The organism is Roseibium sp. (assembly GCF_048260565.1).
Classification (GTDB): domain Bacteria; phylum Pseudomonadota; class Alphaproteobacteria; order Rhizobiales; family Stappiaceae; genus Roseibium.
Genome location: NZ_JBLXGP010000016.1, coordinates 45,650 through 69,692, shown reverse-complemented (window position 1 = coordinate 69,692; position 24,043 = coordinate 45,650). Strand labels below are relative to the sequence as shown.

Below are 24,043 nucleotides of genomic sequence, written 5' to 3'. Positions count from 1 at the left end.
GTTAAACTCCAAGCCTTTCGCGCAGGGCGATCATCGCAAGCGCAGCCTCCGCCGCCGTTCCGCCCTTGTTCTTCTGGTCCACCTTCGCCCGAGCCCAGGCCTGTTCGGCGTTTTCTACGGTCAGGATACCGTTACCGACGGCAAGGTCCGCATCGACAGTCAGGTCCATGATCACCCGCGCGGATTCGTTGGCGACAATGTCGTAATGGGAGGTCTCGCCGCGAATGACGCAGCCGAGGAGCACAAAGCCGTCATAAAGCGGTCCCTCGTTTTCCATTGCCGTCAGCACCATGGAAAGAGCTGCCGGAATTTCCAGAACGCCCGGTACGGAGATCCGCTCGTATTCGCCGCCGGCGGTCTCGATCGCCTTGATCGCACCTTCAACGAGTGCGTCCGCGATTTCCCCGTAGAAACGGGCTTCGATAATCAGCAGCTTAGGGTCTGAGCTCATGGATCCATTCTTCTTGTCTTGAGGGCCGCGACAGGAACCATGTCTGTCCCGATTTGTCTACCCCTGATATGCCGATGAAACACTGCATGGCCGGGACATATCGAAGATACCGTTACATAAGAATTTGCGGCGCTGTTATGACGGCCTGGCGTATTCCGCAAGACGCGCAGCATATCGCGCCATCATGTCGACTTCCAGATTGACGAAATCGCCCTCCTTCCGCTCGCTCCATGTGGTGACGGCGAGCGTGTGCGGAATCAGGAAAACCGAAAACAGGCGGCCCTCGACCTCGTTGACCGTAAGTGACGTGCCGTCCAGCGCGACGGAGCCTTTCCTGGCGATGAAGGGAGCGAATTCCTCCGGCGCCTCGAACTGGAAATAGACCGAGTCGTCATGATCTTCCCGCTTGACGATCCTTGCCCGCCCGTCGACGTGACCGAGGACAAGGTGGCCACCGAGTTCGTCTCCGATGGCAAGCGACCGCTCCAGATTGAGCATCATGCCTGCCGCCCAGTCCGATGCCGTGGTCAGCGCCAGTGTTTCGGACGCCGACTCCACCTCGAACCAGTTGCCTTGTCCATCCGTCCCCTTGGCCGTCACCGTATGGCAGGGCCCGCCGCAAGCGATGGAGGCGCCGATGTCGATGCCGTCGGGATCATAGGCCGTGCGAATCCGGGTCCGGATGCCGGCCGGGATCTTGGTGACGCTCAGGATCTCGCCGAGATCGGTAACGATTCCAGTAAACATGTCAGGCTTCCCGTCTTTCAGGCATCCCGCCTGCTCAGATAGATATATCGGTCGTCTTCCAGATAACCGGCACCGACCCGTGCGAACCTGGGATCTTTGAGGACCGTTTCAAGATCCCGGCCGGAGAGCGCTGGTATGCCGCCTTCGCCGACGTCCACCGCGCCGGTCACGACGCACAGGTCATCGACAAGATCCGCATCCAGGAACGCATTCGCGATCCGCGACCCGCCTTCCACCATCAGCCGGGTGACGCCGCGGGCACTCAAGGCACTGACAACAACCGACGGATGGATGCGGCCGTCATCGGTCGGAACACGGATCACCAGCACGCCGGCATCGGAAAGCTCTTTCAGGCGCTCCGGATCAGCGTCATTGCCGCAGACCAGCCAGACCGGCACATCGGCGGCGGTCCGGACCAGTTTCGACTTGAGCGGCAATTGGGCCCTGGCATCGACGATCACCCGGACCGGAGAGCGCTCTGCCATGCCCGGCAACCGGCAGGTCAGTTGCGGATCGTCGGCGAGTGCCGTGCCGATCCCCACCAGGATCGCATCATAGGTCGCCCGGTAACCGTGGACCATGCGCATGGACAGCGCGCCGGAAATACGGACCTGTCCCGCCCCTTCCCGGCCGATAAAGCCATCGCGCGATACGGCGAGTTTCAGGAACACATGCGGCCGGTGACTCGTAATGCGCAGGGTGAAGCCGTGATAAAGGCGCCGGCAGGCTTCCTCGTGGACCCCGACGACGACCTCTATACCCGCTTCCTGCAGCATCCGGACCCCACGTCCGGCCACACGCGGGTTCGGATCGAGCATGCCGATGACGACCCGTTTGATGCCGGCCTCGACAAGCGCCAGGGAACAAGGAGGAGTTCGGCCGTAATGCGAGCACGGCTCCAGTGTCACGTAACAGGTCGCTCCACGCGCCTTGTCGCCAGCGCTTCCGAGCGCGTTGACCTCCGCATGAGGCCCGCCCGGCTTCGAGGTCCGTCCCCGGCCGACGAGAACCGGCACGCCGTCCTCGTTTTCCGCAACGATCAGGGCCGCAACCGGTGGGTTAGGCCAGACCACACCCAATCCCCGGCGCGCATAACGCTGGGCGGCAGCCATGTATCTGAGGTCGAGGTCGGTGGCCGATGGCATGAAACGGACTGCTTTGCTTTCGTTGCCGCCGGAAATCAGCTCTCGTCGAGCATCTGCTGCTCCGGACCGCTCAATTCGTCCAGAAGCGCCTCGAAGTCCTTGGCCTCGCGGAAGTTCTTGTAGACGGAAGCGAAACGGACGTAGGCCACGTCATCGATGCCCTTGAGGCCTTCCATGACGTGATTTCCGATCGTTTCCGCGGTGATGTCGCTTTCCCCGGAGCTCTCCAGTTGCCGGACGATGCCGCTCACCATGCGCTCGATCCGCTCCGGCTCGACCGGACGCTTGCGCACCGCGATCTGCACCGAGCGCATCAGCTTTTCCCGGTCGAAGGGGACCCGCCGGCCGGACCGTTTCAGGACCATGAGTTCGCGCAGCTGCACCCGCTCGAACGTGGTAAAGCGGCCGGCGCAGGTGTTGCACACCCGGCGCCGGCGAATGGCCGTGTTGTCCTCGGTCGGGCGGGAATCCTTGACCTGGGTTTCGTCACCCCCGCAATAGGGACACCGCATCTTCGAAAGCTCCCTGCCGGTTCAACCGGCCCTCAAGATAGCCTCAGTAAATCGGGAACCGGGCCGTCAGAGCCTCGACTTTCGCCTTGACCGCCGCTTCCACCGCCGCGTTGCCCTCTTCACTGTTCGCCGCCTTCAGGCCGTCGAGCACTTCGGTGATCAGCATGCCGATCTCGCGGAACTCGGCAACGCCGAAACCGCGGGTGGTGCCGGCCGGCGTACCCAGACGGACACCGGAGGTCACGAAAGGCTTTTCCGGATCGAACGGAATACCGTTCTTGTTACAGGTGATGTTCGCCCGGCCGAGCGAGGCTTCCGCCTTCTTGCCGGTGGCGTTCTTCGGGCGCAAATCAACCAGCATCAGATGGTTGTCCGTTCCGCCGGAGACAATATCGAGGCCCTGCTCCTGCAGGGTCGCAGCCAGTGCCTTGGCGTTGTCGACTACGCTCTTCGCATAGGCCTTGAATTCCGGCTGCAGCGCTTCGCCGAAAGCCACCGCCTTCGCGGCGATCACATGCATCAGCGGTCCGCCCTGAAGACCGGGGAAAACCGCCGAATTGATCTTCTTGGCGATGTCCTCGTCATTGGACAGGATCATGCCGCCGCGTGGACCGCGCAGGGATTTGTGGGTCGTGGTGGTGACCACATGGGCATGCGGGATCGGCGACGGATGCACGCCACCGGCCACCAGACCCGCGATATGCGCCATGTCGACCATCAGGTAGGCGCCGATGGAATCGGCGATTTCCCGGAATCGCTTCCAGTCCCAGATCCGCGAATAGGCGGTTCCACCGGCCAGAATCAGCTTGGGTTTGTGCTCATGCGCACTCCGCTCGATTTCGTCCATGTCGAGCAGGTGATCTTCCTTACGCACGCCGTAGGAGACCACGTTGAACCACTTGCCGGACATGTTGACCGGAGAGCCGTGGGTCAGGTGCCCGCCGGAATTGAGGTCGAGACCCATGAAGGTGTCGCCCGGCTGCAGCAGCGCCAGGAACACCGCCTGGTTCATCTGGCTGCCGGAGTTCGGCTGGACGTTGGCGAAGTTGCAGTCGAACAGCTGCTTGGCGCGCTCGATGGCCAGCGTTTCGGCCACGTCCACGAACTGGCAGCCGCCGTAGTAGCGCTTGCCCGGATAGCCCTCGGCATACTTGTTGGTCATGATCGAGCCCTGGGCTTCCAGGACCGCACGGGAAACGATGTTCTCCGAAGCGATCAGCTCGATTTCGTGCCTCTGCCGTCCGAGCTCATTTTCGATGGCGCCGAAAATATCCGGGTCGGTCTCTGCAAGGCTGCGGGTAAAGAATGCCGAGTGGGAAGCTTGGCCGGCCGCGGAATCTGTCAAGGACATCGCACCATCCTTTTCTGGTAGAATTCTGATTGCCGGATCTCTCTCCGGCCCCGGTCCGTTCGTCCGCCCTGCGGCCGCACGTCCCGTGCAGGCGTGGACCTAGCATAGCGACAGGCGCGAACCAAGGGCTACAGCGACGCCAAATTTCACAAAACTGACACCGGGCCTGCCCAACAACAGAAATTTGCGCTCAGTCTGGTGTCATGCGCCGCTTTCCTGCTCCAGGCGCCTTTGCAGCTTGCGCACGGCCACACGCTTCAAATCTTCCTGAGAGACGGTAATCGGACCGAAAACCACGACCTCGACCCCTGTATCCGCATGAATGGCGGTCATCTTGACCTGCCGTCCTATCTGCTGGATTTCAAGATAGATCTCGCCGGAAGGCGGCGTACCGCGACTCATCTGCGTCTCTCCGCTGACAGTGTGACCTCAAAAGGCCACTGTCTGCCCAGCCAAGCAAGTGGAAATGAAGTGGCGGTTTATCAGAGGCGCGCCTGCGCATCGGTGCCGGCAGCCGTACCTGTCGTACCGTAGAGGTCGTCGCGATTGTAGATATCCTCGCGAAAATTCACCACACCTTGCGCGTTGGCCCAGGCCGTGATGTAGGTCAGGTAAAGCGGGATCTTACTCTTCAGCTTCACGTCTTCGCGTTCACCGACCCGGATGACCTGATCGACCTTGGACCGGTTCCAGTCCGGCGTGGTCGACTGCAACAGCCAGGTCACGAGTTCGCGCACGTTCTGAACGCGGACACAGCCGGAGGAATGGAAGCGGTAGTCAGAACCGAAAAGGGTCTTCGACGGCGTATCGTGAAGATAGACCTGATACTTGTTGTGGAAGTTGATCCGGACATGGCCAAGCGAGTTTTCCGCACCCGGTTCCTGACGGAACTGGTACTGGGTCGCTTCCTCCGTGTTCCAGTCGATCTGCTGCCAGGCCAGCTCATTGTCTTTCCAGTCGAAGATGCGGATCTTGTTCCGGGCCAGATATTCCGGGTCTTCCTTCATCTTCGGGATCAGGTCCTTGCGGATGATGGAAACCGGAACGGTCCAATACGGATTGAAGTTGAGCTCGTAGATTTCGCTGTTCAGGATCGGCGTCTGCCGGTCGATCTTGCCGACGACCGCGGTATGGCGCGAACGGACGCGACCGTTTTCCACCGCTTCGATTTCGGCAGCAGGAATGTTGACCATCACGTAGCGGTCGCCAAGAAAGCCCGACATGGAACGCAGACGCACCAGATTGGTTTCAAGCTGGCGCAGGCGCACATCCGCTGGAACATTGAGCGCGACGATGGTGGATTCACCCAGAACGCCGTCGGCCAACAGGCCATGACGCAGCTGGAACCGGCGCAAGGCGGCATCCACATAGGAATCGAAGGTGTCCGACATGCCGGCCTTCTGTTCCAGATCGTCAGAAGCGATCAGGCGGCGGCGAAGTTCAACGACCCGCGCATCCCGCGCACCGATCCGAAGGGCCTTGCCGCTGGACACGCGGCCCCACCCGCCCTGCTGGACGATGCGGGAATAACGATCGATCGCCATTGCGATATAGTCCGCCGTTTCCGGCGACAGGGTCGGCTCTGCGCTGTCCAGGGAATTGAGGCTTTCCATGGTGGCCTGGAACCGGTCCTGCCATTCCACGGGCTGGCTTTGATGACGAACGGCATCAAGCGGGCTTTGCGCCACGGCAGCCGTATTGAAGGCGGCGAACGACAAGGCAAGAAGCCCTATGGCTTGTACCGGCCGCTTTACCGCCTTTAACATGAAACCGTCGGCGTTCCCGAAGGATGCTGTCATTACCAACCCCATTGCGTCACTGTGATCTCAAATACGGTCTATCTTGTAGCCCTGACCGGATCCTGTAATTCCACACCTGAACCAGCGCCTTAGCCAAAACCCAAGGCCAATTTATGGCCGTTATGATTAACAAATTACAGGTTTTGGCCCAATCAAAGGCCTGCGCACTCCGGAATTCGCATTTCGAAGTCGAAAATATATCTGGCTATCGACTGAAAAAGGCAAATCCTGGCGCGATTTCCTTTTATCGCACATAGGCATCCCATTGTGTCCAGAACATGTCGACCGGCAAACCTGGCAGCGACATGAACATTTCGTGAGGTCGCTTGCGGCACAATTGCCTCTCAAAAACGAGAACGCCGCCCCGGCGAGCCGGAGCGGCGTTTAAAAGAGCAATTGGCGTTGGCGCCGCTCAGAGCCGATAGAGGATCTGGTCGGTCCAGAAACGCTCCAGCCGGCGCAGGGATTTGTTCAGGGTAACGAAATCCTCGGTACCGATTTCCCCGACCTGCTCGACGGAAAGAACGTGACGCTCGTAAAGATCATTCACGATGCGCGCGACTTCCTGTCCCTTTTCCGTCAGGCTGACACGCACCGAACGGCGGTCCATGCGGGAACGCTGATGGTGAATATAGCCGGTTTCAACCAGTTTTTTCAGGTTGTAGGACACGTTCGAGCCGAGATAGTAGCCGCGGGTCCGCAACTCGCCTGCGGTCAATTCGGCGTCGCCGATATTGAACAGAAGCAAAGCCTGCACACTGTTCACATCGGACCGGCCCATACGATCGAACTCGTCCTTGATGACATCAAGCAGTCGTCTGTGCAGTCGCTCAACAAGGGTCAGGGCCTCAAGATAAAGCGGTTTGATTTCCGCTTCCTCTTCCCCCTGAACCACTGCGTCGACTGCCCTTGTAGCCGTGATCATTTGTTTGCGCCTCTTTATTCATTACCTGTCGCGAGGTGGATATTTTTCCCACCTTGTAAACAAAGGTACAGCAGCGCTTCTAAAATCCGCTTAAGAGACACGCTGAATCATCCGTTAATTCTTTAAGGACGATTCTCAACACCTTGAAAGTTTTGATTAATCATGATCCCCGCAGATATTTGACGATAGCCGAGAAGTCCAGCGCCTCGCCACCTGAATTACAGAACATGGAATAGAGCGCCGAAGCTTCCGCGCCGAGCGGCGTGGACGCGCCGGATGTGCTGGCTGCCTCCTGTGCCAGCTTCAGGTCCTTCAGCATCATGGCTGCCGCGAAGCCCGGCTGATAATCCCGGTTCGCCGGCGAGCTCGGCAACGGACCCGGTACCGGACAATAGGACGTCAATGCCCAGCACTGGCCGGAGGCGGTGGAGGAAATGTCGAAGAGCTTCTGCGCATCGAGGCCGAGCCGTTCGGCAAGAACGAATGCCTCGCTGACCGCGATCATGGAAATGCCGAGCACCATGTTGTTGCAGATCTTGGCGGCCTGCCCGGTTCCGGAATCGCCGGCATGAACGATGGTCTTGCCCATGATGTCCAGATAGGGCTTGGCCTGTTCGTAGGCCGCGGCGGGCCCGCCGACCATGAAGGTCAGGGTTCCGGCCGTCGCACCGCCCACGCCGCCGGAGACCGGCGCGTCGACCATCAGCATGCCCCGCTCGGCAGCGGCCGCGGCGACAGCGCGAGCGCTTTCAACGTCGATGGTCGAGGAATCGATCATCAGCGTCCCCGGCTTCGCGTTATCGAAAATGCCGTCCGCGTCCATATAGACCTTGCGCACGTGGGCACCGGCCGGAAGCATGGTCACAATGACATCGCACGCCGCGGCGAGTTCCGGGACGCTTTTGACACAGGACCCGCCTGCATCCTCGAACGCCGCCAGCGCGCCTTCCGACAGATCGAAGCCCAGGACCTCATGTCCGGCCTTCATCAGGTTGACCGCCATCGGTCCGCCCATGTTGCCGAGGCCGATAAATCCGATCTTCTTTGTCATGACAACTCCTCCCGACTTGTCCAGTAGCCGGTCCGCCCATTGCGTCCGACATATCCATTGTCTTTAGAAACGATGTGATCCTGCGCCCCTGAAAGCCGGCCCCGGCCGCACCGGGACTAACGTGCGCGATTTTCCCGCTCCATCAGGTACGTGAGAAGCAGATATCCCGCGATCGTCAGAAGATAGAATGAAATCTCATAGGGCCGGCGGCCGTAGATATCGGAGAACAGGGTGTGCATGACGATCTGGCTGCCGGCGCGGAACAACCACATGACCGTGCCCCAGGACACCGCCAGCCAGAGCCCGATGGCCGCGACAAGGTCGAGCACACCGAAGAAGACGGTCGCCGACTGCCATGCCAGCGGCATGTCCCAGAACCAGACATCGCGCCAGGGCGTGATCCCGATGATCCGCGCCCAGTGGATCAGCCCGCCCCCAAGCAACAGGACCGCAATCGCGCGCAGATACCACACCAGAATGGTGCTCCACGGCGGTCTCGAACTCATGATGGCATGAAGGTTTGCGAGCATTTCGGTCCTGTTCAGTCCTGTTTATTCAAGAGGAAGATCCCCTGTGGCCGGTTCCTCGAAATAGGGTGCAAGAACGGTCTCGTCGATCCGGTCCAGCCGGTCCGGCTGCCATTTCGGCGCCTGATCCTTGTCGACCAGAAGCGCCCTCACCCCTTCGAAGAAATCATGTCCCTCAAGGATCTTTGTAACGATCCGGTATTCCAAGCGCATGCAGCCGCTAAAGTCCAGCCTTGCCCCTCGTCGCATCTGTTCAAAAGCCAGATGAACGCTGGTCGGTGACTTGGCGCGGATACCGGCCGCGACCTTCTGCCCCCAGGGATCCTCGCAAGCATCGAGCCGGTCCATCACCTCCACAACGCTCGCAGCGGAAAAGATGTTTTCGATCAGCTCCGCCCTCGCCATCAGCTCAGACGGCTCCGCGTCGACATGGAAGTCCCGAAGTGTCGCATCGATATCATCGGACGTCTCCAGCGCTTTCATCAGAACCAGAAGTTTCTGGCGGGAGGTCGTGTGGGTCAGGACACCCGTTTCCAGCGCGTCCCCCTGTTTCAGGCGTCCGGCACTCAGGGCACAATAGGTCCCGGTTTCCTTTGGCATGCGCGGCAGGAACCAGGTTCCGCCCACATCCGGAAAGAAGCCGATCCCCGTTTCCGGCATGGCGAACATGGTGTTTTCGGTGCCGACCCGGTGGCTGCCATGCACCGAGACGCCGACGCCGCCCCCCATGACGATGCCGTCGATCAGAGAGATATAGGGCTTGGGATAGGTCTTGATCTGCGCGTTGAGCAGGTATTCGTCGTGGAAAAAGTCCGCCAGGCCGGTTTCGCCCGCCATTTTCGCGTCATAGATGCTGCGGATGTCGCCGCCGGCGCAAAAGGCCTTCTCCCCTTCCCCACGGATGACCACGTGCCGGATGCGGTCGTCACCGGCCCAATCCGTCAGCTGACGGGCCATTTCCGTCACCATACCGTGGTTCAGGGCATTGAGGGCCTTCGGCCGGTTCAGCGTGATGAAGCCCGCCGCCCCGCGCTGTTCAAACAAGATATCGTCGGTCACGTCCGTCCCCGGTTTGAATGATCGGAAAGTGATTCTCGGTCCTTCAGAAGATCAGTCCTTCAGGAGATCTCTGGCGATAATCAGCCGCATGATCTCGTTGGTGCCTTCAAGGATCTGGTGCACACGCACGTCGCGCAGGTAACGCTCGATCGGATAGTCGCGCAGATACCCGTAGCCGCCATGAAGCTGCAGCGCCTCGTTGACCACCTTGAAACCGGTGTCGGTCGCAAGGCGTTTGGCCATGGCCGCGGTCGTCGTTGCGGTCGGGGCCTTGGCATCCACCAGCATGGCCGCCTTGTGCAGGAAGAGCCGGGCGGCCTCCAGTTCGGTCGCCATGTCGGCAAGGCGGAACTGCAGCGCCTGGAACTCGGCAATCGCGCGACCGAACTGCTTGCGGTCTTTCATGTAGGCGATGGTGCGCTCGAGGCAGGTCTGGGCGGCGCCGATAGAACAGGCACCGATATTCAGCCGGCCGCCGTCGAGACCGGCCATGGCGATCTTGAAGCCCTCGCCTTCCGCACCGACACGGTTGGTCTTCGGGATCCGGCAGTCCTGGAAATTCACCTGAGCGGTCGGCTGGCTCTTCCAGCCGAGCTTGACCTCCTGGGCGCCGAAACTCAGGCCCGGTGTATCCTTTTCCACCACGACGCAACTGATGCCTTTGGGGCCATCGCCGCCGGTGCGCACCATGACCACATAGACATCGCTGACACCGCCGCCGGAAATGAAGGCCTTGGAGCCGTTCAGGACATAATGGTCGCCGTCGTCCGTCGCTTTCGTACGCAGGGAAGCGGCATCGGACCCGGCCCCCGGCTCGGTCAGGCAATAGCTGGCGAACTTTGTCATGGTGCAGAGGTCGGGCAGATATGTCCGCCGCAATTCCTCGCTGCCATACGTGTCGATCATCCAGGCGGCCATGTTGTGGATTGAGATATAGGCCGCCGTCGACGTACAGCCCTTGGCGAGTTCCTCGAAGATGATCGCCGCATCCGTTCGCGACAGGCCCGAGCCGCCGACATCCTCGCGCACGTAGATTCCGCCGAAACCCAGTTCCGCCGCCTTGCGCAGGGTATCGACCGGGAAAAGACTGTTCTCGTCCCATTCGCGCGCATAAGGCTCCATTTCATCGCGGGCAAAGGCTGCCGCCATGTCCTGAAAGGCGCGTTGATCTTCAGTGAGGGAAAAATCCATGACCTGTCCTCCCGAGCCCTGCCATTGCAGGATAAAGTCTTGGCTTCCAATGCTGAACGGGACTTATCGAGTTTTGACGTAAACGTCAATAAAGCGCATTTTCATAAGCGTTTATCGTTATTTTACATCATGTTGGATCGCACCCGATCCCATGATAGGGTCTCGGGGAGTCAGGCAATGTATCATGCATGCTCCACCTGATTGCAGGCCCCCATCACAGGATTCCAGAAAGATGTCGTCTTCCACCCGCACCCCGTCCATCACCAGTTCCGACATGGATGAGATCCTCGGCGGCCGCCGCATGCGCCGCAACCGGCGCGCGGACTGGTCCAGGCGCCTGGTGCGGGAGACCGTGCTGACCACCAACGACCTGATCTGGCCGATCTTCGTCGTCGAAGGCGCCGGCATCCGCCAGCCCGTCCCCTCCATGCCCGGCGTGGAGCGGCTTTCCGTCGACGAGGCGGTGAAGGATGCGGTCAAGGCGGAAAGCCTCGGCATCCCGGCCATCGCCCTGTTCCCCTATACCGATCCGGCCCTGCGCGATCCGACGGGCTCCGAAGCGCTCAATCCGGACAATCTGGTGTGCCAGACCTGCCGCGCGATCAAGAAGGAAGGCCTCAATGTCGGCCTGATGACCGACGTGGCCCTTGATCCTTATACCAGCCACGGCCACGACGGCCTGATGGAGGGCGAGACGATCCTCAACGACGAGACGGTCGACCAGCTCTGCCGCCAGGCCCTCAACCAGGCGGAAGCCGGCGCCGACATCATCGGACCGTCCGACATGATGGACGGCCGCGTCGCCGCCATCCGCCAGGCCATGGACACCAACAATTTCCGCGATGTCCAGATCATGTCCTACGCGGCCAAATACGCCTCGGCTTTCTACGGTCCGTTCCGCGACGCAGTCGGCACCAACGCCACCCTGATCGGCGACAAGCGCACCTACCAGATGGATGCAACCAATACGGACGAAGCCCTCCGCGAGGCGGAACAGGATATCGCCGAAGGCGCCGACATGATCATGGTCAAGCCCGGCATGCCCTATCTCGACATCCTGTGGCGGCTGAAGGACACGTTCCGCATGCCGACCTACGCTTATCAGGTCTCCGGCGAATTCGCGATGATCGAGGCGGCGGGCGCCAACGGCTGGATCGACCGTGACCGCGCCATGATCGAAAGCCTGTTGGCGTTCAAGCGCGCCGGCGCCGACGGTATCCTGACCTATTTCGCGCCTCAGGTAGCCTCTCTCCTGGCCCGGTCGTTATGAATGCCACGCGATCCGGAACAGGCCCAACGTCCGCTTCCGGCCCGGATCCTGAAGAAGTATCGTTCGCCGGCATTCAAAAGGCTGCCAAACTGATCCGGGGCGCAGTCCTGGAGACGCCTTGTCTGCCTGCCCCGGCACTGTCGGCGCTCACCGGCGCGGAGGTTTTCGTAAAATACGAAAACATGCAGGTGACCGGCGCCTTCAAGGAGCGCGGCGCCATCGTCAAGCTGGCAAGCCTGACCCCGGAAGAGCGCAGCCGCGGGGTGATCGCCATGTCGGCCGGCAACCATGCCCAAGGGGTCGCCTGCCATGCCCGGCGCCTCGGGATTCCAGCAACCATCATCATGCCGGAATCGACCCCTTTCGTGAAGATCGCTGCGACGAAAAGCTACGGCGCGGACGTGGTGCTCGCCGGAGAAACGGTCCATGAAGCCTCGGAAGAAGCCGACCGGATTGCATCGGAACGCGGCCTTGTCTGGGTGCACCCTTACGACGATCCCCGCGTTATCGAAGGTCAGGGCACGATCGCCCTGGAAATGCTGGAGACCTATCCGGACCTGGACACGCTGGTGATCCCGATCGGCGGCGGCGGGCTGATTGCGGGCAACGGCACGGCCGCCAAGGCGATCCGACCGGACATCGAGGTGATCGGCGTGGAGACCGTGCTTTATCCCGGCATGTGGGGCGACTTCTACGGCAAGGAGGTGCGCTGCGAAGGCGCGACCATCGCCGAAGGCATTGCCGTGCGCGATGTGGGCAAACTGACCCGACAGATCGTCAGGAAGGTCGTCGACGACATCATCCTGGCCAAGGAAAGCACCATCGAACGGGCGATCAACGCCTATCTGACCCGTCTGCGCACGATTGCAGAGGGCGCAGGCGCTGCGGGCCTTGCCGCGCTGATGAGCGAACCGGAGCGGTTTGCCGGCAAGAAGGTCGGCCTGATCCTGTGCGGCGGCAACATCGACCCCCGCCTCCTGTCGTCCATCGTGATCCGGGAACTGGCGCGGGACGGCCGCCTCGTCTCCATCCGCATCGACACGCCCGATCGCCCGGGCGTTCTGGGCGAAATCGCCACGGTCATCGGCAATTTGAAAGGCAATGTGGTCGATGTCGCCCATCACCACCTGTTCCTGAATGTCCCGGCCAAAGGCGCCACGCTTGACGTCACCTTCGAGGCCTTCGACGGCCAACACGGCGAGGAGATCGTCGCCGCCCTGCGCGAACGCGGCTACCTCGTCCGCCACATGGAAGTGGCGGAAACGTTTGAGTGAAATCCACCGGTTTCCGCCGCCGACAGTTTGCGAAACCGCATAATCGTCCCCACATCGGAGGGAGCGGATAAGGAGACCATTCCATGGCTGCAGACATTGAATCCACCGGTCCCCGGCAGGACGCCTACGACCCGGTTGCCATGCCGGACCTGTTCGAGGGCGTCAGGACGAAACGCATCTTCGCCTTTTGTATCGATGCCATCGCCGTTGCCATCCTCACCTGCGTGGCTGCGGTCCTTGTCTTCATCCTCGGGATCTTCACCCTTGGCCTGGCCTGGTTCTTCTACGCCTTCCTGGCACAGGGGGTTGCGATCCTTTACACCGCCTTCACCCTTGGCGGCCCGAATGCGGCCACGCCCGGCATGCGCGCCATGGGCCTGGAAATGCGCCTCTGGTACGGAGGCAGGCCCTATCCGCTGCTGGCGATCATGCACCTGCTCCTGTTCTGGTTCTCCGTCGCCCTGCTGACGCCGTTCGTGTTGCTTGTGTCGCTCTTCACCGACCGCAAGCGCCTGCTGCACGACCTGATCCTTGGAACCGTGGTTATGAATTCGGCCGCCCTGCAGGCACGCGATGGACTTTCGGCCTGACGGCAGAAATCTTTTTCCCTGAAACCGGTTTGCGACGCATGCCGCTTTTCCCTCGAGCTGCTCTTCCTGCAGTCGGGGGACTTCCTATTCCCCCTGCGCGTGTTCTAGACTGGTGACATTCGGCTTCGGCCAGGCGGCGGCAGGCAGGTGAATGGAATCAATTGACGTAGCCATGGCGCTGACCTTCGTGGTGATCGCGTCAACGGTGGTACTCTATGCTCTGGAGCGCTATTCCATCGAGATAATTGCGCTCGGGTCCGTCGTTTCTCTCGCAGCAATATTCACGCTCTTTCCGGTCACGACAGAGCGCGGTCCGGTCACCACCGCCGATTTCCTCGTGGGCTTTGCCAATCCCGCGCTGGTCACCATCATCTGCCTTCTGATTATCGGCCAGGGCCTGTTCCAGACCAATGCGCTGGAAGGTCCGGCCCAGGCCATCGTCCACTGGGTCCGTGGCCGATCCCATCTGGCGACCATTCCGGTTCTCGTCGCTGTCGCGGCCCTGAGTGCCTTTCTCAACAACACCCCCGTCGTGGTGATGTTCCTGCCGATCCTGACCGCGGTGGCGGCGACCATGGGCCAGTCTTCGTCACGGGTTCTGATGCCGCTGTCCTTCATGGCGATCCTCGGCGGCATGACCACGCTGATCGGCTCTTCGACGAACCTGCTGGTCGTCAACTACGCCGCACAGCATTCCGATCTGCGTCTGGGGTTCTTCAGCTTCACCCCCATCGGCCTCCTGCTGGCCGGTGCCGGGTCGATCTACGTGCTGTTTTTCATGCCGCGCCTCCTCAAGACGCGCAAAACCATGGCCGACGAACTCACCGGCGCCTCCGGCAAGCAGTTCATCGCCCAGATCGAAATCACCTACGGCCATCCGCTGGTGGACGTGACATCCGTCGCCGGTATGTTCCCCGCCCTGAAGGACATGACCGTCCGACTGGTGCAAAGAGGCGAACAGCCGATCCTGCCACCGTTCGAAAACGTCACCCTGTCGCCCGGAGATACGGTCATTGTCGCGGCAACCCGCACGGCGCTTGCCAACGCCCTGTCCCGCCGCCAGCCGCTGATGGATCCGGAAAACACCGGTCAGACCGCAGAGAACGGAGACCAGACGTCAACGGCACCGGGCTCCATGACCCTGGCCGAGGTCGTGGTGGCACCAGCCTCGCGGATGATGGGACGCACCCTGCTGCAATCGGGTTTTCACGCGGAAACCGGCTGCGTCGTCATGGGCATCCAGAGGCGCAGCCGCATGCCGCGCATGGCCATGAACAACATCCGCCTGGAGGCCGGCGACGTGCTGCTCGTCGGCGGCAGCGCGGAACAGATCGCGCGGTTGCGCGGCAGCCGCGACGTTCTCCTGCTCGACTGGTCGACGGCGGAAGTGCCGCGCCGGCGCTACGCGCCCCGCGCCCTTGCCATCTTCGCCATCGTCGTCGGCCTGTCCGCCAGCGGTCTGATCCCGATCGTGACCGCGGCGATCGCCGGCACCTTCGCCATGGTCGCTTCCGGATGCCTGAACGTGCGCCAGGCCATGCGCGCCATCGACAGCCGGATCTTCATGCTGGTCGGCGCATCCCTTGCCGGCGCCGTGGCGCTGGAATCATCAGGCGGCGCAACCGCGATTGCTTCCACACTCGTCACCCTGCTCAAAGGCCAGTCCCCGACGGTCATACTGTCGGCGCTCTATCTGATTGTCATGGTGTTGACCAATTTCCTGTCCAACAATGCCGCTGCGGTCCTGTTCACACCGATTGCGATCAACATGTCGGACCAGCTCGGGCAGTCTGCCGAAGCCTTCGTTGTCTGCCTGTTGCTGGCGGCCAACAGTTCCTTTGCGACACCGGTGGGGTACCAGACCAATCTGATTGTCATGGGACCGGGGCACTACAGATTTTCCGATTTCATACGTGCCGGAACGCCGCTATCGCTTATATTATGGGTGACTTTCTCGTTGGTCGCGCCATGGTATTATGGATTTTGACGGGTAAACAAGAACGCATGAAGTCCTACGGAACCGGAAAGTGACAAGGCATCCCACAGAACATCCGCAGTTCTATCTGACCGCGCCGGCGCCCTGCCCTTATCTTGAAGGCCGGCAGGAGCGGAAGGTGTTTACCCACCTGATCGGCCATCACGCGACAGCGCTGAATGACGTTCTGACACAGGGCGGCTTCCGGCGCAGCCAGAACATCGCCTATCGTCCCGCCTGCGAAAGCTGTCGCGCCTGTATCTCCGTACGGGTCAGGGTCGACGATTTTCAGTGGACGAGGTCTCTGAGACGCCAATGGAAGCAGGGCGCGGACATCATCGGCGCGCGCCTGCCTCCCAGCCCGTCAGCCGAGCAATACGATCTGTTCCAGGCCTATCTGCGTGCCCGTCATGAAAACGGCGGCATGACGGAAATGAGCGTGCTCGACTATGCCATGATGGTCGAGGACACCCATGTGGAAACCATGGTCATCGAGTACCGCCGGCGCGGCCCCGACAGCTTCATCACCGGCGCGGGCGAAGGTCCCCTGCTCGGCGTGGCGCTGACCGACCAACTCGCCGACGGCCTGTCCATGGTCTATTCGTTCTTCGACCCGGACGTCCAGGGCGTCGGGCTTGGAACCTACATGATTCTGGACCACATCGAGCGCGCCCGGCGGCTGCGGCTGCCTTACGTCTATCTGGGCTATTGGGTCGAAGGGTCGGAGAAAATGGCCTACAAGGCCCGTTTCAAGCCTCAGGAGCACCTGGGCCCGGAAGGCTGGACGGAGCCCGATCCCCTGCTTGGATGACAGTCCCCGAATTTACGCTGACGGCGTCTATGCGGCATCCAGGAAACGGCGGATATCGGTAAAGACCGAGCGGAACATATCCGTGGTCAACCGGCCGGTATTGGTGTTGTAGCGCGAGCAGTGATAGCTGTCGAACAGGACAAGCTGCCGCGTCCCCAGATCGTGGCGCGCACCGTGACCGAAGGTGAAATCGGCGCGACGCAGATCCAGGGCACTCAGGAAGGTTTCATGGGCGATCCGTCCGAGCGCCAGCACCGCTCTCAGGCCCGGATTAGCCTCGAGCGTTGCGATCAGGTATGGGCGGCAGGTCTTGATTTCCGGCCCTGTCGGCTTGTTCTGCGGCGGCAGACAGCGCACCGCATTGGTGATGATCGCATCGCGCAGTTCCAGTCCGTCATCGGGACGGGCTTCATAGGCTCCGACAGCAAAGCCGAAATCCAGCATGGTTTCGTAAAGAAGGTCACCGGCATAGTCACCGGTAAATGGCCGACCCGTCCTGTTCGCACCGCGCATGCCGGGAGCAAGACCGACGATCAGCAGCTTCGGATCCGGGGCCCCGAAGGAGGGAACCGGCGCGTTGAACCAGTCGGGAAATTGCTGCCGAAGCTCATGGCGCAGGCCGACGAGCCTCGGGCATGCCAGACAATCCAGCGGTGGATCGGCACTGACCATCGCAGTCGGGTTCCTCGTGTTCTTTACGGGTTCGCCGGCTTAGTAGTCGTCGTCTTCGTCGTCGTCGAAATCAGGCCCGGTCTGCGGGCGGGCGGGACGTTCGGACGGATCCCGGCCGATCTTGCTGGCAAGTGTCGCCAGGTCGATGAAGTGATCGGCCTGCCTGCGCAGATCATCGGCGATCATCGGTGGCTGTGTCTTCAGGGTCGACACGACGCTGACCTTCCGCCCCTTTCTCTGCAGGGCTTCCACCAGTGACCGGAAATCGCCGTCACCGGAGAAAAGAACGATATGGTCGACACAGTCGACGAGCCCCATCGCATCGACGGCAAGTTCGATATCCATATTGCCCTTCACCTTTCGTCTGCCGGACGAATCGACGAACTCTTTGACGGGCTTTGTGATGACTTTATAACCATTGTAATCCAGCCAATCGATCAGCGGCCGGATGGAAGAATATTCCTGGTCTTCAATGAGAGCGGTGTAATAGTAGGCGCGAAGCAGATAAGCTTGCCCCTGAAATTCTTTCAAGAGACGTTTGTAATCGATATCGAAGCCTATGGCCTTGGCAGTCGAGTAAAGATTTGCGCCATCAATAAATAAAGCAACTTTTTCTCTGGCATCAAACATTCGCGTGGGAACCTTTCTTATTGTTTCTACCGCTTCCGGGAGTTGCAACTCCGAAGCCGACGGAATCGAGCCGTCCAACCCACATCATGGTGCGTACTTCCATTGTCATTTCGTGCACATGATCGCTTTTACGATTCTTACTTCTGTCGGTTTTTACCATTTGGTTGGTATTTGTGTATTTTTACATAACCGATACCATTGCCCTACACCATAACTGTCGCCGGTCGCAATGACAAAGCGCGCCAACTTCCGCCCGGATGTTCATTTTCCAGCAAAATCGAATTGAGGCAAACAGGCCCGAAACGGGGTTGCTTTCCCTTAACGTGAATATTATACGCTGTCTTTTCAAGTTCCCTAACCCATGGAGACGTCGTATGGCGCGTGTGACCGTCGAGGACTGCATCGACAAGGTCGAAAATCGTTTTGAGCTGGTCCTGCTGGCCGCTCATCGCGCTCGCATGATCTCAAGCGGCTCACCGCTCACCGTAGAGCGCGATAACGACAAAAATCCGGTCGTGGCCCTGCGCGAGATTGCCGAGCAGACCGTAAGTCCCGAAGACATGAAGGAAGACCTTATCCACTCCCTGCAGAAATTTGTGGAAGTGGACGAGCCGGAAGCGGAAGCCGTGCCGATGGTTCCCTCGGGCCAGCAGCAGACGACCCAGGTCAACGCGGTTGACGATTCGGCCGTGGAATTCGACCGCATGTCGGAAGAGGATCTCCTGCGCGGCCTGGAAGGCCTGGTTCCGCCGGAGCGAAGCGACGACGTCTAGAAATTGTTTCAATGCAAGCCGGGCTGACGGGTTCAAAACGTCGCCAGCCCGGCCGGTTTTTCGACAACCTTCCGTTTCTTCCGGCTGTCATATGGGTCGGTTCCGGCCATGATGCGCCAATACGAGCTCGTTGAACGAGTAACCCGATATAATCCGGATGCGGATGAGGCCCTCCTCAACAAGGCCTATGTCTATGCCATGCAGAAGCATGGCCCCCAGACCCGCGCATCCGGCGATCCCTATTTCTCCCATCCGCTCGAAGTTGCCGCGATCCTGACCGACCTGCGTCTCGATGACGCAACCATCGCCGTCGCCCTGCTGCATGACACGATCGAGGATACGGATGCGACTCGCGCCGAAATCGACTCCATGTTCGGCGAGGAAATCGGCAAGCTGGTCGACGGCCTGACCAAGATCAAGCGTCTCGACCTTGTCTCGCAGAAAGCCAAGCAGGCGGAAAACTTCCGCAAGCTTCTGCTGGCGATCGCCGACGATGTCCGGGTTCTCCTCGTCAAGCTGGCAGACCGGCTCCACAACATGCGCACGCTCCACCACATGCCCGAGCACAAGCGCGGCCGGATCGCCGAAGAAACGATGGAGATCTACGCTCCGCTTGCCGGACGTATGGGCATGCAGGACATGCGCGAGGAATTGGAGGATCTTTCCTTCAGGACCCTCAACCCGGAAGCGCATGACACGATCAGCGAGCGCTTGACCGAACTGCGTGAGACCAACGCGGAACTGATTGCCGAAATCGAAAAGACCCTGACCGAACGCCTCGCCGAACGCGGCATGGCGGCAGAGGTCAAGGGCCGCGAGAAGCGCCCCTATTCGATCTTTCGCAAGATGCAGCAGAAATCGCTCGGCTTCGAACAGCTCTCCGACCTCTACGGCTTCCGGGTCACGGTGGGAACGGTGGAGGCCTGCTACCGGGTCCTGGGCGTCATCCACACGACCTGGCCGACGGTCCCTGGCCGGTTCAAGGATTACATCTCCACTCCGAAGCAGAACGACTACCGCTCGATCCATACCACGATCGTCGGCCCGTCCCGCCAGCGCGTGGAACTGCAGATCCGCACGGCGGCAATGGACCGCGTCGCGGAGTTCGGCATCGCGGCCCATGCCCTTTACAAGGACGGGGAGATGGGCGGCCTGAACATCGCCCGCCACACCGAAGATTGCCGCGCCTACGAGTGGCTGAGACGGACCATCGACCTTCTTTCCGAAGGCGACACCCCGGAAGAGTTCCTGGAAAACACCAAGCTGGAGCTTTTCCACGACCAGGTGTTCTGCTTCACGCCCAAGGGCCGGCTGATTGCCCTGCCCCGCGGCGCGACCCCGATCGACTTCGCCTATGCGGTTCATACCGGTATCGGCAACACCTGCGTCGGCTGCAAGATCAACGGCAAGATCATGCCCCTTGTCACCGAACTCAGAAACGGCGACGAGGTGGAAATCATCCGCTCCAAGGCGCAGACGCCGCCACCGGCCTGGGAATCGATTGCCGTGACCGGTAAGGCGCGGGCGGCGATCCGCCGGGCAACCCGCGAATCTGTCCGCAAACAATATGGCGCACTCGGCGAGCACATCCTCAAGCGCGCCTTTGCCCGGGCGGAAAAGATCTATTCCGAAGATCTGCTGCAGTCAGCTCTGACCGATCACAATCAGCCGAACGTCGCCGAACTCCTGGCCGCCGTCGGCCGCGGCGATGTCAGTGCCCAGTCGGTTCTGAAATCAGCCCATCCCGACTATCAGGACGAACGGGTCGTCCATATCCCGGCCACCTCCGAAGACGGCTGGTTCGACCTGGAAAAAGGCGCGGGATTGAAATTCCGTATTCCCGCCGGCGAATTCGATCCGGATTCCGGGGACGAGGCCCAAGACGGATCCGCATTGCCCATTCGCGGACTGTCCGGCGATATCCCGGTCAGCTTCGCCCCGGACGGCGGGGCCGTTCCCGGCGACCGGATCGTCGGTATACTGACCCCGACCGAAGGTCTGACGATCTATCCGATCCAGTCGCCGGCCCTGAAGGAATTCGACGACCAGAGCGAACGCTGGGTCGACGTGCGTTGGGATATCGATGTCGACAATCCCGAGCGGTTTCCCGCCAGGCTCGCCATCTCCGCGATCAACGAACCCGGTTCGCTGGCCACCATCGCCCAGGTGATCGGCGAAAACAGCGGTAATATCGATAATGTAAAAATGGTCCGCCAGGCGACCGACTTTCACAAGATGGTCATCGATCTGGAAGTCTGGGACCTGAAACACCTGAACCGGATCATCAATCAGTTGCGTTCAAAACCGAATGTCTCCAGTGTGACCCGAGTCAACGGCTGATGCCGGCAAACCGAGGAAAGGACAGTCATCCGCATGACCAGCCCCATGAGCCGTGAGGAAGTGCTTCAACAATTCCGCGACGCCGGCGCGATCCTTGAAGGCCATTTCATCCTGTCCTCGGGCCTGCGAAGCCCGGTGTTCATTCAGAAGGCCCGGGTCTTCATGTACCCGGAGCGGACGGAAGTCCTGTGCAAGGCGCTTGCGGAAAAGATTCGCGCCGCGGGCCTCGGTGACATCGACTACGTCGTCTCTCCGGCTCTGGGCGGCCTGATCCCCGGATATGAAACCGCCCGCCATCTGAAAGTGCCGGCCATGTGGGTGGAGCGCGAGGACGGGGAATTCCGTTTGCGCCGGTTCGAAATGTCTGAGGGCGCGCGCGTCGTGATCGTAGAGGACATCGTGACCACCGGCCTCTCCAGCCGAGAAACGGTGGACGCGTTGAAGTCGATCGGAGCCGACGTGCTGGCGGTCGCCTGCCTGATCGACCGTTCGGCCGGTACGGCCGATACGGGCGTACCGCTGATCGCCCTGGCGGACTACAAGGTCCCGGCCTATGAAGCGGACAAGCTTCCGCCGGAATTGGAAGCTATCCCTGCGGTCAAACCGGGAAGCCGGGGCCTCGCCTAAGGCACCGGAACCGAAACCGACAAAACCGTATGCTTTTCCGCCGCCGCACCAAACCCACGAATATCGAGCGCCTGCGCGTGGCCGTCTGGCCACGCCACAGCTGGTCGCGGTCGACCCGCTACTTCGGGAAACGCGTCCTTCGACTCACAGCGACGCCGCATGCGATCGCAATCGGATTTGCGGCCGGCGCGTTTGCGTCCTTCACGCCACTGGTGGGCTTCCACTTCATTCTCGCGTTTCTTATTGCCTACATCGTCCGCGGCAATCTGATCGCTTCCGCCCTTGGAACCTCCGTCGGCAATCCGCTGACGTTCCCGTTCATCTGGGCCTCCACCTTCAAGATCGGCCAGTGGATCCTGCGCAGCGACGCGGCCCCTGCCGCCCACAATATTCACAAGGAATTCGCAAAGCGGCTGCTGGACAGCTCTCTCGACGTCCTGCTGCCGATGTTCAAGCCGATGCTTGTCGGGGCCGTGCCCCTTGGACTGATCACCGGCGTTATCTGCTACGTACTCGTCTACAAGAGCGTCGAAGTCTACCAGACACGACGGAAGGCTTCGCTTGCCCGAAAACGCGCGCTGTTCCCGGCGCCTCATCCCGTGAGACTGGAAGAAATCGAGAAATAAGGCACTGCCTTTTTGCTGCCGGATTCATCCGTGAAAGACATCCGGCGGTCAGTCCCGTCCCCGCCCGTCTGTCATTGCCACGAAAGCCGCGAGCGGCTAAGAGTCGGCAGCAGATTCTGAACAGTCATTTCGCTCCTGGCGTTTCCGCCGGATCCATCAGCCCGGAATTCACATGTCAAAGGACAAGATGAGCGTGACAGAAGACAAGAAGGCCAAGGACGGCGGGCTCTACGAGACCGTGAAGATCATCGTGCAGGCGCTCCTTCTTGCCCTGATCGTGCGCACCTTTCTGTTCCAGCCTTTCAACATTCCGTCCGGATCGATGAAGGACACGCTGTTGATCGGCGATTACCTGTTCGTCTCCAAGTACAGCTACGGCTATTCCCGCTATTCCTTCCCCTTCGGCCTCGCCCCCTTCTCCGGACGAATCTGGGGCGCCGAGCCGAAACGCGGTGATATCGTCGTCTTCAAGCTGCCGAAGGACAATTCGACCGATTACATCAAACGCGTAGTCGGCCTTCCCGGCGACAGGATCCAGGTGAAGGATGGTGTCGTCTACCTCAACGACGAACCGGTCAAGCGGGAACGCATCGACGACTACATCGAGAACACCGGCTTCGGTATCAAGCGCGTTCCGCGCTACCGCGAAACCCTGCCGAACGGCGTCTCCTATGAAACCCTCGACCTGTCAGACCACGGCGCGTTGGACAACACACGCGTCTACGAAGTGCCCGAAGGGCATTATTTCATGATGGGTGACAACCGCGACAACTCCACAGACAGCCGTGTCCTATCGGCAGTGGGTTATGTTCCTTATGAGAACCTGGTCGGCCGCGCGGAAGTGCTGTTCTTCTCCATCAAAGACGGCACGCCGGCCTGGATGGTCTGGAAATGGCCCTGGGACGTGCGTTGGGACCGCCTGTTCAGGGATCTGCATCCCTGAGGCCGGCCCACCCCGAGCGGAAGCGGCGCAAGGAAACAATATGGCGGCAAGCACACAGGCCATGAACGAACTGGCCCGGCGTATTCAGCATGAGTTCAAGGATCCGGAACTGCTGAACGTGGCGCTGACCCATGCCAGCGCGCTCGCACCGACCGACAGCGTGACGAAGAGCTACCAACGCCTGGAATTCCTCGGCGACCGGGTGCTCGGCCTCGTCGTCGCCGGAATGCTGCACAATCATTTCCCGAATGCGGATGAGGGCGAGCTTGCCCGGCGCTTCAACCACATGGTCAAGCGGGAAACCTGCGCGGAAATTGCCAGCGAGCTGCACCTCGGCGATGCCATGCGCATCGGCCAGAGCGAGGCCCAGACCGGCGGACGCAAGAAGGCGGCTCTTCTGGCCGATATTTGCGAAGCGGTGATCGCGGCCATTTATCTGGATGGCGGATTTGAGGCCGCCGAAAATTTCGTCACGCGCCTTTGGGAGCCGCGTATGTTATCCTGGTCCGGACCCTTGCGGGATGCCAAGACCACCCTGCAGGAGTGGGCTCAGTCGCGCGGGCTGCCGACACCGAAATACGATGTGATCAGCCGCGAAGGCCCGGACCACGCCCCCAGTTTCGTGGTCGGCGTGAATGTGAAGGGGATTGCCACCGGCGAAGGCCAGGGCGGCTCGAAGCGCATCGCCGAACAGGCCGCGGCAGAAGCCGTACTCCGCCGTGAAGGCGTCTGGAAAGAACAGGACAGGACTTGA

Annotated in this window: 25 protein-coding genes; 11 read left to right on the top strand and 14 right to left on the bottom strand. The window is 60.8% G+C overall.

Annotated features, from left to right (window positions below; all coding sequences use genetic code 11):
• Position 1 precedes the first annotated feature (1 nt).
• The 12 genes from ribH to ACN0SO_RS24225 form a co-directional block, all read right to left on the bottom strand.
• The gene (gene ribH, locus ACN0SO_RS24280; RefSeq protein WP_417681989.1) at positions 2–451 is read right to left on the bottom strand and encodes a 6,7-dimethyl-8-ribityllumazine synthase; all 450 of its coding nucleotides are present in this window, start codon (positions 449–451) and stop codon (positions 2–4) included.
• Positions 452–586: 135 nt separating this feature from the next.
• Complete coding sequence (locus ACN0SO_RS24275; protein WP_417681987.1) at positions 587–1,198, bottom strand: riboflavin synthase; 612 nt, start codon at positions 1,196–1,198, stop codon at positions 587–589.
• Between the two features lie 17 nt (positions 1,199–1,215).
• Positions 1,216–2,343 (bottom strand): bifunctional diaminohydroxyphosphoribosylaminopyrimidine deaminase/5-amino-6-(5-phosphoribosylamino)uracil reductase RibD, encoded by a 1,128-nt coding sequence (gene ribD, locus ACN0SO_RS24270; protein WP_417681985.1) that lies wholly within the window; start codon positions 2,341–2,343, stop codon positions 1,216–1,218.
• A 35-nt stretch (positions 2,344–2,378) separates the two neighbouring features.
• Complete coding sequence (gene nrdR / locus ACN0SO_RS24265) at positions 2,379–2,855, bottom strand: transcriptional regulator NrdR (RefSeq protein ID WP_346896014.1); 477 nt, start codon at positions 2,853–2,855, stop codon at positions 2,379–2,381.
• A 43-nt stretch (positions 2,856–2,898) separates the two neighbouring features.
• Positions 2,899–4,206 carry a serine hydroxymethyltransferase gene (gene glyA, locus ACN0SO_RS24260; RefSeq protein ID WP_417681983.1) on the bottom strand — a complete coding sequence of 436 codons (1,308 nt, stop codon included), beginning with the start codon at positions 4,204–4,206 and terminating at the stop codon, positions 2,899–2,901.
• A gap of 201 nt (positions 4,207–4,407) precedes the next feature.
• Complete coding sequence (locus tag ACN0SO_RS24255; RefSeq protein WP_417681981.1) at positions 4,408–4,608, bottom strand: DUF6898 family protein; 201 nt, start codon at positions 4,606–4,608, stop codon at positions 4,408–4,410.
• 80 nt (positions 4,609–4,688) lie between these two features.
• Positions 4,689–6,005 (bottom strand): L,D-transpeptidase family protein, encoded by a 1,317-nt coding sequence (locus ACN0SO_RS24250; RefSeq protein ID WP_417681979.1) that lies wholly within the window; start codon positions 6,003–6,005, stop codon positions 4,689–4,691.
• A gap of 412 nt (positions 6,006–6,417) precedes the next feature.
• Positions 6,418–6,930, bottom strand: coding sequence for a transcriptional regulator LdtR (gene ldtR, locus ACN0SO_RS24245; protein ID WP_346896006.1), 513 nt, complete (start codon positions 6,928–6,930; stop codon positions 6,418–6,420).
• A 160-nt stretch (positions 6,931–7,090) separates the two neighbouring features.
• Complete coding sequence (mmsB, locus tag ACN0SO_RS24240; RefSeq protein ID WP_417682119.1) at positions 7,091–8,035, bottom strand: 3-hydroxyisobutyrate dehydrogenase; 945 nt, start codon at positions 8,033–8,035, stop codon at positions 7,091–7,093.
• A gap of 62 nt (positions 8,036–8,097) precedes the next feature.
• Positions 8,098–8,487 carry a DUF6163 family protein gene (locus tag ACN0SO_RS24235; protein WP_346896002.1) on the bottom strand — a complete coding sequence of 130 codons (390 nt, stop codon included), beginning with the start codon at positions 8,485–8,487 and terminating at the stop codon, positions 8,098–8,100.
• A 45-nt stretch (positions 8,488–8,532) separates the two neighbouring features.
• Positions 8,533–9,567, bottom strand: a complete 1,035-nt coding sequence (locus ACN0SO_RS24230) for an enoyl-CoA hydratase/isomerase family protein (protein ID WP_417681976.1) — start codon at positions 9,565–9,567, stop codon at positions 8,533–8,535.
• A gap of 51 nt (positions 9,568–9,618) precedes the next feature.
• The gene (locus ACN0SO_RS24225) at positions 9,619–10,758 is read right to left on the bottom strand and encodes an acyl-CoA dehydrogenase family protein (RefSeq protein ID WP_417681974.1); all 1,140 of its coding nucleotides are present in this window, start codon (positions 10,756–10,758) and stop codon (positions 9,619–9,621) included.
• 232 nt (positions 10,759–10,990) lie between these two features.
• Between ACN0SO_RS24225 and hemB the strand changes: the two genes are divergently transcribed.
• From hemB to ACN0SO_RS24200, 5 genes are all read left to right on the top strand, one after another.
• A complete protein-coding gene (gene hemB, locus ACN0SO_RS24220; RefSeq protein WP_417681972.1) occupies positions 10,991–12,028 on the top strand; it encodes a porphobilinogen synthase in 1,038 nt (345 codons plus the stop codon).
• The gene (locus tag ACN0SO_RS24215; protein ID WP_417681970.1) at positions 12,025–13,302 is read left to right on the top strand and encodes a threonine ammonia-lyase; all 1,278 of its coding nucleotides are present in this window, start codon (positions 12,025–12,027) and stop codon (positions 13,300–13,302) included. Before hemB ends, ACN0SO_RS24215 begins: the two co-directional genes overlap by 4 nt.
• 83 nt (positions 13,303–13,385) lie before the next feature.
• A complete protein-coding gene (locus tag ACN0SO_RS24210) occupies positions 13,386–13,892 on the top strand; it encodes an RDD family protein (protein ID WP_417681968.1) in 507 nt (168 codons plus the stop codon).
• Positions 13,893–14,043: 151 nt separating this feature from the next.
• Entirely contained in the window at positions 14,044–15,879 is a 1,836-nt protein-coding gene (locus tag ACN0SO_RS24205; protein WP_417681966.1) for an SLC13 family permease, read from the top strand.
• Between the two features lie 40 nt (positions 15,880–15,919).
• A complete protein-coding gene (locus ACN0SO_RS24200) occupies positions 15,920–16,678 on the top strand; it encodes an arginyltransferase (protein WP_417681964.1) in 759 nt (252 codons plus the stop codon).
• 27 nt (positions 16,679–16,705) lie between these two features.
• On the opposite strand, the gene ACN0SO_RS24195 is transcribed toward ACN0SO_RS24200, so the two are convergent.
• Positions 16,706–17,350, bottom strand: coding sequence for a uracil-DNA glycosylase (locus ACN0SO_RS24195; RefSeq protein ID WP_417681962.1), 645 nt, complete (start codon positions 17,348–17,350; stop codon positions 16,706–16,708).
• Between the two features lie 39 nt (positions 17,351–17,389).
• Positions 17,390–17,980 (bottom strand): NYN domain-containing protein, encoded by a 591-nt coding sequence (locus ACN0SO_RS24190; protein WP_417681960.1) that lies wholly within the window; start codon positions 17,978–17,980, stop codon positions 17,390–17,392.
• Positions 17,981–18,354: 374 nt separating this feature from the next.
• Here ACN0SO_RS24190 and rpoZ point away from each other — a divergent pair, with 374 nt between their 5' ends.
• The 6 genes from rpoZ (at position 18,355) to rnc (ending at position 24,043) form a co-directional block, all read left to right on the top strand.
• Entirely contained in the window at positions 18,355–18,753 is a 399-nt protein-coding gene (gene rpoZ, locus ACN0SO_RS24185) for a DNA-directed RNA polymerase subunit omega (RefSeq protein WP_417681958.1), read from the top strand.
• Positions 18,754–18,861: 108 nt separating this feature from the next.
• Complete coding sequence (locus ACN0SO_RS24180) at positions 18,862–21,093, top strand: RelA/SpoT family protein (RefSeq protein WP_417681956.1); 2,232 nt, start codon at positions 18,862–18,864, stop codon at positions 21,091–21,093.
• A 45-nt stretch (positions 21,094–21,138) separates the two neighbouring features.
• The gene (gene pyrE / locus ACN0SO_RS24175) at positions 21,139–21,720 is read left to right on the top strand and encodes an orotate phosphoribosyltransferase (protein WP_417682117.1); all 582 of its coding nucleotides are present in this window, start codon (positions 21,139–21,141) and stop codon (positions 21,718–21,720) included.
• Between the two features lie 29 nt (positions 21,721–21,749).
• On the top strand, positions 21,750–22,346 hold the full coding sequence (locus tag ACN0SO_RS24170; protein WP_417681954.1) for a DUF2062 domain-containing protein: 597 nt from the start codon (positions 21,750–21,752) through the stop codon (positions 22,344–22,346).
• 187 nt (positions 22,347–22,533) lie between these two features.
• Positions 22,534–23,289, top strand: coding sequence for a signal peptidase I (lepB, locus tag ACN0SO_RS24165; protein WP_417681952.1), 756 nt, complete (start codon positions 22,534–22,536; stop codon positions 23,287–23,289).
• Positions 23,290–23,329: 40 nt separating this feature from the next.
• Positions 23,330–24,043, top strand: coding sequence for a ribonuclease III (gene rnc / locus ACN0SO_RS24160; RefSeq protein ID WP_417681950.1), 714 nt, complete (start codon positions 23,330–23,332; stop codon positions 24,041–24,043).